This is a genomic window from Caldicellulosiruptor bescii DSM 6725 (assembly GCF_000022325.1).
GTDB classification, from domain to species: Bacteria; Bacillota; Thermoanaerobacteria; order Caldicellulosiruptorales; family Caldicellulosiruptoraceae; genus Caldicellulosiruptor; species Caldicellulosiruptor bescii.
In genome coordinates this window covers 1,851,009-1,866,052 of the sequence record NC_012034.1, presented here as the reverse complement: position 1 = coordinate 1,866,052, position 15,044 = coordinate 1,851,009, and the positions used below count along the sequence as shown (strand labels likewise).

General features: G+C 36.0%; 17 protein-coding genes. All 17 read left to right on the top strand.

Going from position 1 to position 15,044, the window contains the following annotated elements:
* The first annotated feature begins 27 nt into the window (after positions 1 to 27).
* The 17 genes from ypeB (at position 28) to ATHE_RS08930 (ending at position 15,035) form a co-directional block, all read left to right on the top strand.
* A complete protein-coding gene (gene ypeB / locus ATHE_RS09010) occupies positions 28 to 1,428 on the top strand; it encodes a germination protein YpeB (RefSeq protein ID WP_015908185.1) in 1,401 nt (466 codons plus the stop codon).
* A 77-nt stretch (positions 1,429 to 1,505) separates the two neighbouring features.
* Positions 1,506 to 1,679: a small, acid-soluble spore protein, alpha/beta type gene (locus ATHE_RS09005; RefSeq protein ID WP_013429928.1), complete on the top strand. Its 174-nt coding sequence runs from the start codon at positions 1,506 to 1,508 to the stop codon at positions 1,677 to 1,679.
* Positions 1,680 to 1,819: 140 nt separating this feature from the next.
* The gene (gpr, locus tag ATHE_RS09000; protein ID WP_015908184.1) at positions 1,820 to 2,803 is read left to right on the top strand and encodes a GPR endopeptidase; all 984 of its coding nucleotides are present in this window, start codon (positions 1,820 to 1,822) and stop codon (positions 2,801 to 2,803) included.
* Positions 2,804 to 2,903: 100 nt separating this feature from the next.
* Positions 2,904 to 4,037, top strand: a complete 1,134-nt coding sequence (gene spoIIP, locus ATHE_RS08995) for a stage II sporulation protein P (protein ID WP_015908183.1) — start codon at positions 2,904 to 2,906, stop codon at positions 4,035 to 4,037.
* An 8-nt stretch (positions 4,038 to 4,045) separates the two neighbouring features.
* A complete protein-coding gene (locus ATHE_RS08990) occupies positions 4,046 to 4,360 on the top strand; it encodes a hypothetical protein (RefSeq protein ID WP_232421984.1) in 315 nt (104 codons plus the stop codon).
* 52 nt (positions 4,361 to 4,412) lie between these two features.
* Positions 4,413 to 4,976: a hypothetical protein gene (locus tag ATHE_RS08985; RefSeq protein ID WP_015908181.1), complete on the top strand. Its 564-nt coding sequence runs from the start codon at positions 4,413 to 4,415 to the stop codon at positions 4,974 to 4,976.
* Positions 4,977 to 5,031: 55 nt separating this feature from the next.
* Entirely contained in the window at positions 5,032 to 5,907 is an 876-nt protein-coding gene (gene xerD, locus ATHE_RS08980; protein WP_013429933.1) for a site-specific tyrosine recombinase XerD, read from the top strand.
* Between the two features lie 93 nt (positions 5,908 to 6,000).
* Complete coding sequence (locus ATHE_RS08975; protein WP_015908180.1) at positions 6,001 to 7,341, top strand: Mur ligase family protein; 1,341 nt, start codon at positions 6,001 to 6,003, stop codon at positions 7,339 to 7,341.
* A gap of 18 nt (positions 7,342 to 7,359) precedes the next feature.
* Complete coding sequence (locus tag ATHE_RS08970) at positions 7,360 to 8,073, top strand: type 1 glutamine amidotransferase (protein WP_015908179.1); 714 nt, start codon at positions 7,360 to 7,362, stop codon at positions 8,071 to 8,073.
* 180 nt (positions 8,074 to 8,253) lie between these two features.
* The gene (locus tag ATHE_RS08965; protein WP_015908178.1) at positions 8,254 to 9,276 is read left to right on the top strand and encodes a BMP family lipoprotein; all 1,023 of its coding nucleotides are present in this window, start codon (positions 8,254 to 8,256) and stop codon (positions 9,274 to 9,276) included.
* Positions 9,277 to 9,380: 104 nt separating this feature from the next.
* Positions 9,381 to 10,115, top strand: coding sequence for an S-methyl-5'-thioadenosine phosphorylase (mtnP, locus tag ATHE_RS08960; RefSeq protein WP_015908177.1), 735 nt, complete (start codon positions 9,381 to 9,383; stop codon positions 10,113 to 10,115).
* 18 nt (positions 10,116 to 10,133) lie between these two features.
* The gene (locus ATHE_RS08955) at positions 10,134 to 11,645 is read left to right on the top strand and encodes an ABC transporter ATP-binding protein (protein ID WP_015908176.1); all 1,512 of its coding nucleotides are present in this window, start codon (positions 10,134 to 10,136) and stop codon (positions 11,643 to 11,645) included.
* A gap of 6 nt (positions 11,646 to 11,651) precedes the next feature.
* A complete protein-coding gene (locus tag ATHE_RS08950; RefSeq protein ID WP_015908175.1) occupies positions 11,652 to 12,725 on the top strand; it encodes an ABC transporter permease in 1,074 nt (357 codons plus the stop codon).
* A 1-nt stretch (position 12,726) separates the two neighbouring features.
* Complete coding sequence (locus ATHE_RS08945; protein ID WP_015908174.1) at positions 12,727 to 13,656, top strand: ABC transporter permease; 930 nt, start codon at positions 12,727 to 12,729, stop codon at positions 13,654 to 13,656.
* Positions 13,657 to 13,678: 22 nt separating this feature from the next.
* Complete coding sequence (locus ATHE_RS08940) at positions 13,679 to 14,410, top strand: GntR family transcriptional regulator (protein ID WP_041727395.1); 732 nt, start codon at positions 13,679 to 13,681, stop codon at positions 14,408 to 14,410.
* 3 nt (positions 14,411 to 14,413) lie between these two features.
* On the top strand, positions 14,414 to 14,821 hold the full coding sequence (locus ATHE_RS08935; RefSeq protein ID WP_015908172.1) for a cytidine deaminase: 408 nt from the start codon (positions 14,414 to 14,416) through the stop codon (positions 14,819 to 14,821).
* Between the two features lie 43 nt (positions 14,822 to 14,864).
* Positions 14,865 to 15,035 (top strand): XapX domain-containing protein, encoded by a 171-nt coding sequence (locus tag ATHE_RS08930; RefSeq protein WP_041727166.1) that lies wholly within the window; start codon positions 14,865 to 14,867, stop codon positions 15,033 to 15,035.
* Positions 15,036 to 15,044 lie beyond the last annotated feature (9 nt).

Below are 15,044 nucleotides of genomic sequence, written 5' to 3'. Positions count from 1 at the left end.
TCAATAAACTAAAGAGGTGAGATTATCTTGAGTATTTTAGGTGGATATAAAGAACTTAGGGAAAGACTAAAAAGTGTAAGACTTTGGAGTGTGATGGCTATTACGCTTGGTATTTTGGTGATTGTAGCGCTTTGGGGAGTAAATCAGTATAGAGGCAAAGCAAACTTCCATAACTATCTTACCAATATGTGGCACAGAGCATTTTTCGACATGGTAGGTTATGTTCAAAACATCCAATCACTTCTTTCAAAAGCTGAAGTGTCAGGTGATGACAGGCAAAGGGCAATATTATATACCGAGGTGTGGCGAAACGCTTTTGCAGCGCAGGAGAACCTTTCTCAGCTTCCTATTGAGAACAATGTTGCACTTGAAAAAACAGCAAAGTATCTTACTCAAGTTGGAGACCTCAGTTTTTCACTTTCAAAACAGCTTATGAACGGCAAAAAGGAGACATTGCTTCAGCAAAAGCAGCTCAAAAAACTTCGAGCGTATGCAGATAAGCTCAGTAACAACCTAAATGAGCTTGCAATTGAGATAAGTCAGGGAAGGCTGAGGTGGGGCGAGGTCAGAGTAGTTGGAACGTCAAAGCTCAAGAGGATATCTCAGAATGTTACAAGCAGCAGGATGCTGGCAGTTGAGGCAGGGTTTAAAGACTACCCAACTTTGATATATGACGGACCTTTTTCTGACCACATCAGCCGCCAAACTCCAAAAGGGCTTCCAGAAAAACTTATAAGTAAAGAACAAGCCAAAAAGATTGCGCTTGGCTTTTTAAATCTTAAAAGATCTGATATAGTCAATTATTTAGGACTTTCAGGAGATAGAATCAAGGTTTATACTTTTGAGATAATTCCTGACAGAAGAATTCGCGACAGGACAATCACAATAGCTATTTCTAAAAAAGGCGGCAAAGTAATTTGGATGATTGACAACAGGGCTTCCTCTTCCCCAAAAATAGGTGTTGCAAAAGCAAAGGAAAATGCTAAAAAGTTTTTAATTGTAAAAGGTTTTGCTAACATGATTGACACCTTTTATCTAAAACAGGACAACACTGCCCTGATAAATTATATTCCTCTGCAAAATGGTGTTAAGATATATCCCGATATGGTGAAAGTTAGAGTTGCTCTTGACACAGGGCAAATAGTAGGGTTTGATGCAACAGCATATTATATGTCTCACACTTCAAGGAATATTCCTAAACCTGCAATATCTGAAAGGCAAGCAAGAAATTTTATTAGCAAGAATTTTGATGTACAAAGCGTATCCCTTGCTATAATTCCACTTGATTCTGGAAAAGAAGTCTTCACATATGAATTTTTAGGCAAATACGATGGCAAATATTTTGCTGATTATATAAATGCAATCACTGGAAAGGAAGAAAATATCTTGGAGATAATTAAAGACCCTAATGGCATTTTATCAATGTAAGCAAATGGATAATAAATTGAATAGTTTTTGAACAAACTAAGATATGCGGTGAAAAAGCCGCAAGGGGGGCGATTGGCTTGGCAAGGCAAAAGATTATGTCAGAGGAGCTTAAAATGGAGATAGCAAAAGAGCTTGGAGTGTACGATGTAGTTTCTAAGTACGGTTGGGGAGAAGTAAAATCGCGCGACTGTGGTAACATCGTCAGAAAAGCTATTGAGATGGCAGAAAAAGCCTTGAAAGAAAAGCAATAACCCCCCTGAAAATAAAAAGAGGGGGCTGCAAGAGTATAATCTTGCAGTTCCCTTTTAACATACATTTTTGGTTAAATGAGCTCAAAAGTGAAAACAATAATTTGTAAGAAGAAGTTTCAAAGGAAAGGTGGGAAATAAAAATGTTTAAAATTCAAACAGACCTTGCCCTTGAAACAAGAGAACTTGTCCAAAAAGGGCTTGGAAGAGAGATAGAAGGTGTTGAGGTTGAAGAGAGAAAAGAGTTTGACGATAAAATTAAAATCACTAAGGTCAAGGTTAACTCTATAAAAGGTGAAGCAATCTTGCAAAAGCCTATGGGCAATTATATCACAATCGAAGCTGATGGGCTGCGCGATGAAGATTTTGAGGTCCAGGAACAAGTATCAAAGATACTGGCAAACGAGCTTGAAAGCTTGATAAATGTGTCGCAAAAATCTACCGTGCTTGTTGTTGGACTTGGTAACTGGGATGTTACGCCCGACTCTTTAGGACCAAAAGTTGTCTCAAAGGTGTTGATTACACGTCATTTGTTTGAGTTTGTGCCAGAAAAGATAAAAGATAGGCGAATACGTTCTGTTTGCGCGATATCGCCAGGTGTTATGGGCATAACTGGAATCGAGACTAGCGAAATAATAGGCGGTATAGTTCAGAGAATACATCCTGATTTAATAATTGCAATTGACGCACTTGCTTCAAGAAGGCTTGAGAGGATATCAACTGCTATCCAGATAGCAGATACGGGTATTGTTCCTGGATCAGGTATTGGAAATGAACGAAAAGGTATCACAAAAGAAACAGTTGGTGTGCCTGTTGTGGCAATTGGTGTTCCTATGGTGGTTGATGCAGCAATTATTGCAAATGATGCCATAGACCTTCTACTCGAAAGACTAAAAAATGAAACGGATAGGTCATCGCCGCTTTATATGCTTTTAGAGAGTATTCCTGATGAGGACAGATTTAATCTTATCAAAGAGGTTATATTCCCTTACTATGGGAATCTCTTTGTAACGCCGAAAGACATTGACAGGATTGTTGAAAATATTTCGACTGTGATAGCCGATGGAATAAATAAGGCAATTCATCCGGAGGTAAAAGAGAATGAAGAGTATAGATATGTGAATTGAGTGAGTTGTAATAAAAGGGAGGCTTGAAGAATAAGAATTTTAAAAAGAAAGTTTTTAAATAACATCAAGAGTTTTTAAAAGGAGTTTTTAATGATTTAAAATGGTTAAGGTTGTTGATTTTAAAAAGGTAGTATTGGTAACTACTATACTTTTTGTGGTTGGTGTTGGCTTTTTAGTTGAAAGATTAGTTTTTTCAAATCAAGTAGCCACAGCAGTGCTTTTCAGCTATTCAAAAGAGATTATTTCATTTAATATACCAATTTTTTCTGACCATTTTGCAAACAAGATTATTAAGATTGAAAATATAGTAAGGTTTTCTTATCCGATGTTTGCTGGAACAAACTTTCAAGAAGTTGAAGGTGTACCTTTATATGAAGACGATGCTATTATGATAGATTATAATCAGCAGACCCAAGAAGATAAGAAAAATGTTCAATCAGAAAGCCAGAATGAAAATATCGAATTTCAGAAATACTTTACAAATAGTACTCAAAAAGTTGGGACCTGCAATAACATAGAGATTATGAATCAGACAGATTATAAAATTGATGCTAATATCCTTTTGAAGACAAATTTCAAAATCTTCAATGGAAAAAAACCGTCCATTTTAATTTACCATACTCACACAACAGAAAGCTACAATTCTTTTTCTCAAAACCTTGTATACACTCCTGGCACAACAGACAGAACACTTGACTTTAACTACAACGTTGTGAGAGTAGGGGAGGAGTTAAAAAGAATCTTAGAAAAACAATATGGTTATAAAGTTTATCACAGCAAAGATGTAAATGATTATCCAGAATACAAGGGTTCTTATTCGCGGTCATTGAAGGTAATAGAGAAATATAAAAGTGAACATCCTGATATAAAAGTCTTTATAGATTTACACAGAGATGCTATTGGAAATGGTTCAAAAAAAGTAAAGGTTTCAACAGTTGCGTTTGGATATGAGGTTGCAAAGGTAATGCTTGTTGTAGGGACAGACAAGCTTGGGCTTTATCATCCTTTTTGGCGACAGAACCTTCTGTTTGCTGTGCATCTTCAAAAAAATCTCAGCAAAATATGCCCTCAGATTACAAGACCTATAAACCTCTCTGCTGCACGATACAATCAACATGTATCACCATATGCTATAATCATTGAAATTGGTAGCAATGGGAATACCTTAGAAGAAGCCTTAAGGAGTTGCCAGATTGTTGCAAAGGCATTGGATGATACTATCATGGGAAGGTGAGTTTTGGTTTGAGAAAAAGCAGATACAAAAGATATTGTGAATATAAAAATTTTATCAGAAAAATAAGAAGAGGCCTAATTTTGATATTTGTTATCTTTTTAATCATGATTTTCATTGTTGAGATAAGCAAGCAAAGGATGTTGCCACACGACGAGTACATTCTCAAAATACTTTTTAGCTATGACAGTATAAATTTAAAGTTTGCGGGTGGAAGATTTTCAGTCAAATTTAGCAAAAATTTGCTCAACCACTTTTATAAAAAGACAAACTTTATCATTTTTAAATCAAAGGGGTATCTATTTTCTTTGGGAGGGAATAATTAAAAAAAGATTAACATATCATTTTACTATAAAATTTGCAAAAGAGAAGATAACAATGAAGACAAAAATAAAACTTTTAATTGTATCTATTTCTGTTTTATATCTTCTTAGTATGTTTTTTGGCATAAGATTTTTCTTGGGAATGAACGCAAATCAGAAAAGTCAGCTTTCTAACTTTGTGGTAATTTCAATAAATATGGCAAAACAAGGAAACAAAGACTATTGGAAAAATGTTTTGATTTTCTCATTAGGAGTAATACTGTTTTGTCTTTGCATATGGGGGCTTTCTAACCTTCATAGATACATGCAGCTTTTGAATATAGGAATTGTAGTATTTAAAGGGTTTTCATTTGGGCTTGCTACTGCTGTCTTTTTTTACGTGTATAAGATAAAAGGGTTTGCATTCTTTCTATCGTATATACTATTAAAGGAATTGATTGTTTTTATATTTTTGATTATACTTATTCTGTATTCATTTATAATGTTATTCTTTAAAAACAAAATGGCAAGAATAGACAAAAGCTCATTTGCAATTATTGGAATGATTATAATATTTTTAATGTGCGGGATATTGGTGATTGACAACATGGTAGCAAAACTTGCTTGCAGGTTAATATAAGATTGATATAAGCTGGCAGGAACTTATTTATAGATATAAGGGGATTTGGGTATAGATGAGTATCATAGAAGCGTTTGGTAATTACCTCCAGAGACAGAATAGATTTTCACAGAATACTATAAGTTCGTATTTACGGGACGCTAAAAAATACATAGAGTTTTTAGATGACATAAAAATAAAACTTGAAAATACTTCTCAGACAACATTGATAGCATACATTATCAGTATGCAAAAAGGTGGTAAATCAAACAGTACTATTGCACGTGCAATTGTTTCACTAAAAGTCTTTTATGAATTTCTAAAAATTCAGGATATTGTTGATATTGGAAAGATTGAGATTGAACCTCCAAAACTTGAAAAAAGTCCACCTCAGATACTTACAAGAGATGAGGTGGAAAGGCTTCTTTCATGTCCGAAAGAGGATGATATTAAAGGAATCAGAGATAAAGCAATGCTTGAGCTTTTGTATGCAACAGGTATCAGGGTAAGCGAGCTTATAAATCTCAATCTTGACGACATCAATCTTGAACACGGATATATTATTTGCAAAAACAAGAAAAGAGACAGAGTTATTCCCATTGGTTCATATGCCATTTCGGCAGTGGAGAAGTATTTGCGTCATTCACGACCTTACCTTGCAAAAAGTAAAGATGAAGAAGCTCTTTTTTTGAACTTTAGCGGTGAAAGAATGACAAGACAGGGATTTTGGAAGATAGTAAAGTTTTATGCACAAAATGCAAAGATAGATAAAGAAATAACACCGCATGTGCTCAGACACTCTTTTGCCACTCATCTAATTGAAAATGGTGCGGATGTGAGAGCTGTTCAGCAAATGCTTGGCCATGCTGATATTTCCACAACACAGAGATACCTTCAAGTTGCAAATGTTAAGCTAAAAGAGGTGTATCAAAAAACCCATCCACGTGCATAAATAAGATTTTTATTTTGAAAATACGTGGGGCAAGGCAGTGCCTTGCTTTTTTGTATTTTTACAAATCTTTTCAGAAAGTAGGAGATGAGATAATTGGAAAATATAAGGCTTTACATTGCCATTTTGCTGGGGATGATTGTTAAGCTTATGCTGAAGCTTTGTGGGAAAGATGCAACAAGCGCACCAGGTAAGATTGCCCTGAAAATTTATCCAAGGATTATAAAAGAGATTGATAAAAGGTGCAAATTGAAGATACTTATATCAGGTACAAATGGTAAGACAACCACAAACAACATAATAAACTGGTTAATTGCGGACGATAGAGTTGTGCTTTCTAATTTGAAGGGGTCAAACATGGCAAACGGGATTGTAAGTGCTTTTATAAATAATCTAAGGTCAAATTATGATATTGCATGTTTTGAAGTTGACGAAGGCTCACTGCCAATTGTAACAAGATACTTAAAACCAGACATATTTGTTACAACCAATGTGTTCAGAGACCAGCTTGACAGGTACGGTGAACTTGACAGGGTAAAAGATCTGATTTTAGATCATATTGGACAGGCTTTAGCTATAATAAATGCAGACGATCCAAACTTGGCAAGTTTTAGTGGTGAAAAAAAGGTGTTTTATAGTGTTGATGAAAATATGTTTAGTCGAAAAACCAATGTTACGTTGGATTCACGTTTCTGTCCTATTTGCAATGCCAAGCTTGAATATTCGTTTTATAATGTTGGACATCTTGGTAAATATGAATGCTCAGTTTGTGGTTATAAAAATCCTGAAAGCAGGTTTATCATCACAAATATAAGAGAAGATTTGACAGGGTTTGTTTTTGATTTTGTTGACAGAGAAACAGGTATAAATATTGAGAATATTAGATGGAAAATGGGTGGTGTTTATAATCTGTACAATGTATGTGCAGCTATTTCGGTAGCAATGCTGATTGGCATTGAAAAGGAAAGAATAAAAGAAAGAATTGAAACATTTGAAAATAAACTTGGAAGGTTAGAAAAGAAAGAAGTTGGCGGTAAAAAAGTGATAATATCACTTGTAAAAAACCCCATAGGCATGAGCGAGACACTAAGCGTAATTAGCAAGGACCCTGACCCTAAGGCAATTGTTTTTATCCTTAACGACAATGCTGCAGATGGCAGAGATATTTCATGGATTTGGGATGCTGATTTTGACATCTTGGGCAGGATAGAAAACATCAAAGCTTTGTACTTTGGCGGCAAGAGGAAAGAAGATATGGCCTTGAGAGTAAAATACAGTGAATTTGTACTTTCTAATTTTGAGTTTATTGACTACAAAGAAGATTTAAACAGGGTTTTTGAGCTAAAAGATATTGAGAAGGTCTATATTCTTCCAACATATACAGCTCTCTTTGAAGTAAAGAAAATAGTAGACGTTCTTTCAAAAAGGATGGGATGAAAAGTGGAGATAAATATTGTGAATATGTTTCCAGAAGTTTTAAACCTATATGGAGATAGAGGCAATATTATCTGTCTGCAGAAAAGATGCGTTTGGAGAGGCATAAAAGCAAACATTTTTGAATACAATTTAGGCGCAGGCCAAGAAATCCTAAAAAGTGCAGATATAATTTTGCTTGGTGGGGCATCAGATAGAGAACAGTCTATTGTATATTCACATCTTATAAATTTGAAAGGGCTTATTAAAAGTCTTATTGAAGATGGGATTGTAGTACTTGCAATCTGTGGTGGCTATCAGCTTTTAGGAGAGGCTTATATCGATGCAAGCGGAAGAGCAATAAAGGGTCTTCATCTTCTGGATTTTATAACAAAAGCTGAGGGGAAAAGACTTATTGGTAACATTATAATCGAAACAAGCTTGGATGTTTTTCCAAAAACAGTTGTGGGATATGAAAATCATGGTGGTAGAACATATCATGATTATCAACCTTTTGGCAAGGTTTTAAAAGGTCATGGCAATAACGGAAAGGATGGATTTGAAGGACTAATTTATAAAAACGTGATAGGTACTTATCTGCACGGACCTCTTCTTCCAAAAAATCCGCATATTGCAGACTTTATGATCAAAAAAGCTCTTGAAAGAAAGTATAATTTGGATAGCTTAGAGTTTCAGAAATTAGATGATACATTAGAGTATTTAGCACACAACAGGGTAAAAGAATTGTATATGTAAAACAAATATTTAGAAAAAAGGCTGCAATTTAGAGGCAGCCTTTTATAATTATAATTCACAAATTTATAAATTTTCATATTGACTTTTTTGAATAAAGATCATAAAATAGTAATGTCAGATGTCAGATGTCAGATGTTAGATGTCTGACATCTAAAAAATACAAAAGGAGGTTTGCTTTTTATGAAGAGAAGCTTGTATGCGGTTTTAAGTCTTGTTGTGATTGCTGCTCTTTTATTAAGCTTAAATGTATCTTGGAACATGGCAAGTGGGTCTACATCCCAAAAAACTTTTAAGGTAGGGCTTGTCACTGACGTTGGTGGTGTCAATGACAGAAGTTTCAACCAGTCTGCATATGAAGGACTGAAAAGAGCTGAAAAAGAACTAAAAATCAAAACAACTCTCATTCAGTCAAAGCAGATGACAGACTATGTTCCAAACTTACAGAAACTTGCAAAAGCTAATTACGATTTAATTATTGCAGTTGGTTTTTTGATGCACGACTCGGTTGTGACAGTTGCAAAGCAGTTCCCAAAGGCAAAATTTTTAATTATCGACTCTGAGATTTCTGACCTTCCTAATGTTGCCTCAGCTATGTTTAGAGAAGAACAAGCAGGCTACTTAGCAGGAGTTGCTGCAGCTTTGCTTGAGAAAGCTAAGTTTGGTAAAACAACTGGAAAGAATATATTTGGAGTTGTAGGTGGCATGAAGATTCCACCTGTTGACAGATACATTGCAGGTTTTAAAGCTGGCGTCTTGAGCGAGATTCCAAAAGCAAAGGTTATAATCAAGTACACTGGCAAGTTTGATGACCCGGCATCAGGAAAACAGGTAGCTCTTTCAGAAATTGCACAGGGTGCTGACTTTGTGTTCCAAGTTGCAGGGCAGACAGGTCTTGGTGTTATCCAGGCTGCAAAAGAAAAGGGAGTTTATGCAATCGGTGTTGACTCAGACCAAAGCTATGTTGCACCAGCCACTGTTGTTACCTCTGCAATGAAGAGAGTTGACGTTGCAACATACAGTGTTATAAAAGATACATTAAATGGGAAATTCAAAAGTGGTATCATTTACTTTGATTTGAAAAACAATGGCGTTGGACTTGCTCCGTTTATGAAAGGTGTTCCAAATAGTGTGAGTGCAAAAATAAACAAGGTAATTGCTGATATAAAAGCTGGTAAGATAAAGATACCAACAGAAGTAAAGTAGTACCATTTAAGTTTTAAAGGCCTGCTGGGCAATATCTAATATCACAGCAGGCCTTTCAACAATACACAAGTTTATAACACAAATAGAGGGGAGTACTAATCCATATGATAGGGATAATAGGTGGTTCTGGATTTTACTCTTTTTTGGTAAACTTTGAGGAGATTGAGATTGAAACACCTTATGGCAAACCAAGTGATAAAATAGCAATCTCCAAGGTGGGAGGAAAGGAAGTTGCGTTTATTCCGAGGCATGGGAAGAAACATATTTACCCTCCTCATAAAGTGCCATATAAGGCAAATATATATGCATTAAAAGAACTGGGTGTTGTGAAGATTATTTCAACAACAGCATGTGGAAGCTTAAAAAAGGAGATTATGCCGGGTGATTTTGTAATTGTTGACCAGTTTATTGACAGAACATGGGGACGAGAGGACACATTTTCGGATATTGGAAATGTAAAGCACACCTCAATGGCACAGCCTTATGATGAACAGATGAGAGAAATTGCAATTAATGTTTTAGAAGAACTTGGATATAGATTTCATAAAAAAGGTACATGTGTAGTTATTCAGGGACCGCGATTTTCTACTTTAGCAGAAAGCAGATGGTATTCCAAGATGGGGTTTGACGTTATTGGAATGACCCAGTATCCCGAAGTAGCTTTGGCAAATGAGCTTGGAATAAAGTATTTAAATATAACTCTTGTGACAGACTATGATGCGGGGTTAGAAGATGACCCAGATATAAAACCTGTTTCGCATGAAGAGGTTTTAAGAGTGTTTTCTGAAAATGTAGAAAAGCTCAAAAAGGTTATCATTGAAATAATAAAAAGAATATAAAGACAGGTGGGACATGATATGGAGTACATTTTGCAGGTAAAGGATATTTCTAAAAGATTTGGTAATATTCAAGCAAATGATAATGTGTTTTTGGATGTCAAAAAAGGTGAGGTACATGCCATACTTGGGGAAAATGGTGCTGGAAAGTCTACTTTAATGAATATCATCTATGGTCTTTATACTCCTGATTCTGGAGAGATATATTTTGAAGGTCAAAAACTTGAAGTCAAAGGACCTCATGAAGCAATTGAAAAAGGAATAGGAATGGTTCATCAGCATTTTATGTTGATACCTGTATTTACCGTGGCTGAAAATATTGTTTTGGGATTTGAGCCAAAAGGTTTTAGGTTTAATGTTCAAGAAGCTGAGAAGAAAATTCTTGAGATTTCGAAGAAATACAATTTAGAAATTGACCCAAAGGCAAAAGTTGGAGATTTAAGTGTAGGTATGCAACAAAGAGTAGAGATATTAAAGGCTTTTTACAGAGATGCAAGGCTTTTGATACTTGATGAACCAACAGCAATGCTAACACCCCAAGAGACAAGGGAACTTTTTAAGATTATAAATAACCTGAAAGCTCAAGGGATATCCATATTATTTATAAGCCACAAACTTGATGAGGTTATGGAAATTTCAGATAGAGTAACTGTTATGAGAAGAGGAAAGACAATAAAGACCTTGAACACCAAAGAAACAACCGAACAGGAACTTGCAAATTTGATGGTCGGAAGAGAAGTTAAACTTGTTGTTGAAAAGACTGAACCGCGGTTAGGAGAGACTGTGTTAAAGGTTGAAAACCTTTCAGTCAAACTGAAAAACGGTGTTGAAAAGGTCAAAGATGTAAGTTTTGAAGTAAGAAGAGGAGAGATTTTTGGTATAGCAGGTGTTGATGGAAATGGACAAAATGAGCTTGTAGAAGCTATTGTTGGACTTATTTCATCAACAGGGAAAATAATCTTCAAAGGAGAGGAAATTCAAAACCTTCCCACCCGCAGACGTTACGAAAAAGGGATTGCTTATATTCCAGCAGACAGGCAGCAGGACGGGCTTGTTTTGAACTTTACAGTGGCAGAAAACATTGTGCTCAAAAGGTACTATAAAAAGCCATATTCTAATGGAGGTTTTTTAAATTATAAGGTAATAATCTCAGAAGCTGATAGACTCATACATGAATTTGATGTGCGTCCACCTGATTACAAGTTATTTGCAAAGAATCTTTCAGGTGGCAATCAGCAAAAGGTAATCTTGGCAAGAGAGTTTTCAAGCAGTCCAGACCTTTTAATTGCTGTTCAACCAACAAGAGGAATGGATGTGGGAGCTATAGAGTACATCCATAGAAAACTGATTGAACTTCGGGACAGTGGTAAAGCAATACTACTTGTTTCTTTAGAACTTGATGAGATTTTGAATCTTTCTGACAGGATTGCTGTGATGTATTCGGGCAGGATTATGGATATTTTGGAAAGTAAAAATGCAACAAAAGAAGAGATAGGACTTATGATGATAGGCAAGAAAAAGAAGGAGGCCTAAACGGTGATGATAAAAAAGATTTTGCAGAGTATTTTAATGCCGCTTATTGCTATTTTTATATCCATGGTTGTAGGTGGGATAGTAATATTAATCACAGCAAAGCAAAATCCTATTTATGCGTACATTGCTCTTTTTAGTGGAGCATATGGGAATTTAATGAACTTTGCGACAACTCTGACAAACGCAATACCTCTCATAATAACAGGCCTTGGAGTTGCAATAGCATTTTCTTCAGGACTTTTTAATATTGGTGCTGAAGGACAGTTTTGGATAGGCGCAATTGTTGCAACTTATCTTGGGTATCAGATAAAGGGTCTTCCATGGTTTTTACACATTCCATTGATAATAATATGTGCTATGATAGCGGGCGCACTTTGGGGCGGACTTGTTCCAGGGTTGGCAAAAGTTTATACTGGTGCTCATGAGGTTATCACAACTATGATGATGAGCTATATAGCCATTTATTTTAGCCATTATTTGTTAGAAGGCGGTCCGATGATGGACAAGGGAACAATACCCCAATCACCGGTGATTCAAAACAGTGCAAAGTTAAGTACTTTGGTACCAAATACACAACTGTCAAGTGGACTTTACATTGCAATTTTGGCAGTTGTGGTAGTATATATTCTCATGTACAAAACAACCATAGGTTATGAACTCAGAGCAGTAGGGTTTAATATCAAAGCTGCAAAGTATGCTGGCATGAACGTTGCTCAAAAACTTGTTTTGGCAATGGGGCTTTCTGGTGCATTTGCTGGTCTTGCTGGTGCTGTTCAGATAATGGGTGTGCAGCACAGACTCTATGATAGCTTTACTTCGGGTTATGGTTATACTGCTATAGTTGTTGCGCTTCTTGCGAATAACAATCCAATTGGTGTTGTAATTGCAGCAATTTTCTTGGCAGGACTTTCAACAGGTGCCCAGGAGATGCAGATGCAAACAAATATTTCTGGACAGCTTGCTGATGTTGTGGTAGGACTTATAATATTCTTTATTGCAATTGAAGAACTTTATAGGATTGTTATGGAAAAGATTAAAACCAGGAAAACAAAGTTGCAACCGGTAGGAGGGCAAGAGTAAGATGAATATACTCAGTATTTTTACAAACCCATATTTGTGGGCATCAACCATTGCGATGTCGGTACCGCTTGCACTTCCAGCAATTGGTGGTACTTTTTCTGAACGATCTGGCGTTGTCAATATTTCTATGGAAGGAATAATGCTAATTTCGGCATTTGTTTCAGTTGCGTTTTCGGCATACTTTCACAATGCATGGCTTGGACTTTTAGCAGGAGTAATCTCAGGTATTTTGGTAGCATATGTATTTGCATGGGCAGCTGCAAAGATGTATGCAAACCAGATAGTCCTTGGTATGGCTTTTAACATATTTGCATCTGGTATTACAGCTTACCTTTTCAATGCTATATATGGCCCGGAAGGGACACCTTTTGACACCCCTAAACTTCCTGATGTTAGGATACCTGTGATAGATAGAATTCCTGTAATTGGACAGATTTTAAGTGGTCAAAATGTAATGGTTTATATAATGTTTGTTTTGATAATGCTTAGCCAGTGGTTTTTATTCTATACAACCATAGGTTTGAGGCTAAGAGCAGTTGGCGAAAATCCAGAAGCTGCTGAGACAGCTGGTATCGATGTTGTTAAGATGAAATACTTGGGTGTTATACTGGGTGGAGCATTTTCTGCTCTTGGTGGTGCTTATCTTTCAATTGGTGTTTTGAACAGTTTTTCCCCAGAGATGTCGTCAGGAAGAGGTTATATAGCTTTAGCTGCCATGATTTTTGGTAAATGGACACCGGTTGGCTCATTCTTAGCATCACTTTTGTTTGGTTTTGCAACAGCACTTAGCTATACATTACAAGAATCTTCAATTTCAAAAAACATTATTATGATGTTACCTTATGTAGTTACAATATTAGCATTAATTGGTATTGGCGGTAAGAGTGTTGCACCTGCTGCCGACGGTATTCCTTACAGGCCCAAAAAATAAGAAGGAAGGGCGGGTGCGAGTTGTGGAAAGTTTTGAATCAGTAGGATATCCCCAAAGGTATGAGCTTGTATTAAGAAAATTAAAGCAACTCATTGAAGAGAAATTTAAAGAGGGGGACAAACTTCCATCCGAATTGGAACTGGCGAAGCTTTTTGGTGTGAGCAGAGCGACGCTCAGAGAAGCTTTAAGAATATTAGAAGAAGAAGGATATGTTGTAAGAAAACATGGTGTTGGGACTTTTGTCTCATCACGACCAATTTTACAATCTGGAATGGAAGAGCTTCAGAGTATAACGAAGTTAATGGAAAAACAGGGATACAAGCCGCACACGAAAGATATTATTGTTACCAAAACCTATCCAAACGCAAAAGAGGCTCATATGCTCAGAATATCATCAACTGAAGAGATTATCAAGATAGAAAGAGTACGACTTGCTGAGAGTATTCCCGTTGTATATTGTGTTGATAGACTTCCTGCAAAGCTCTTTTCATCTGAGTTTAAATTTGTAGGAGAGTCGTTATTTGACTATTTAAATGATAAACTGGGAGTATATATTGCATATGCAATCTCTGATATTATCCCAATGCTTGCTGAAAAAAATAATGTTTATAAAAAGCTTAACCTTGAAAAGAACGATGTTGTTCTTTTGCTTGACCAGGTTCATTTTGACCAAAATGACATTCCAATTTTGTATTCTTCAAATTATTTTTCACCCAAAAAATTCAGATTCTATATTGTAAGAAAGAGGGTATAAAAAATGAAATATTTGGACAGAGTTGATGAACAAACTGCGTATTTTTTGAACTTGGCCAAAGAAGCTCAAGAGAAGGCATATGCACCATATTCACGTTTCAGGGTGGGTGCGGCGATTGTTGGTAGCAGTGGTAAAGTGTACACAGGGTGCAACATAGAAAATGCTTCGTATCCCCTTTCTATGTGTGCAGAAAGGGTTGCACTTTTTAAGGCGATATCAGAAGGAGAAACAAAAATAAAAGCTCTTTATATAATCGGTCCTGAAAATGAGCCTATATCACCGTGTGGTGCGTGCAGACAGGTGGTTTTTGAACTTGCAAAAGATAGCACCATTTATCTTTCAAATTGTGATATAACAAAAGTAATAGAAACTAATATCAAAGAACTTTTGCCATATGGATTTGAATTGTAAGAAAGATGAAATTAAGATTAAGACAGGAGGGCGATTGTTCAAGGTGAAAGCAATATTACTTTCTCTTATCACAGGATTTGTTGTGGGTGCTATATTCAGGCTTTTGAAGCTTCCCATTCCTGCACCGAATGCTCTTGCAGGAATAATGGGTATATTTGGAATATTCTTGGGAGCTATTTTTGTTGAGCAAATTCTCAAGTTATTAACAAAGTAAAGCAAGAAG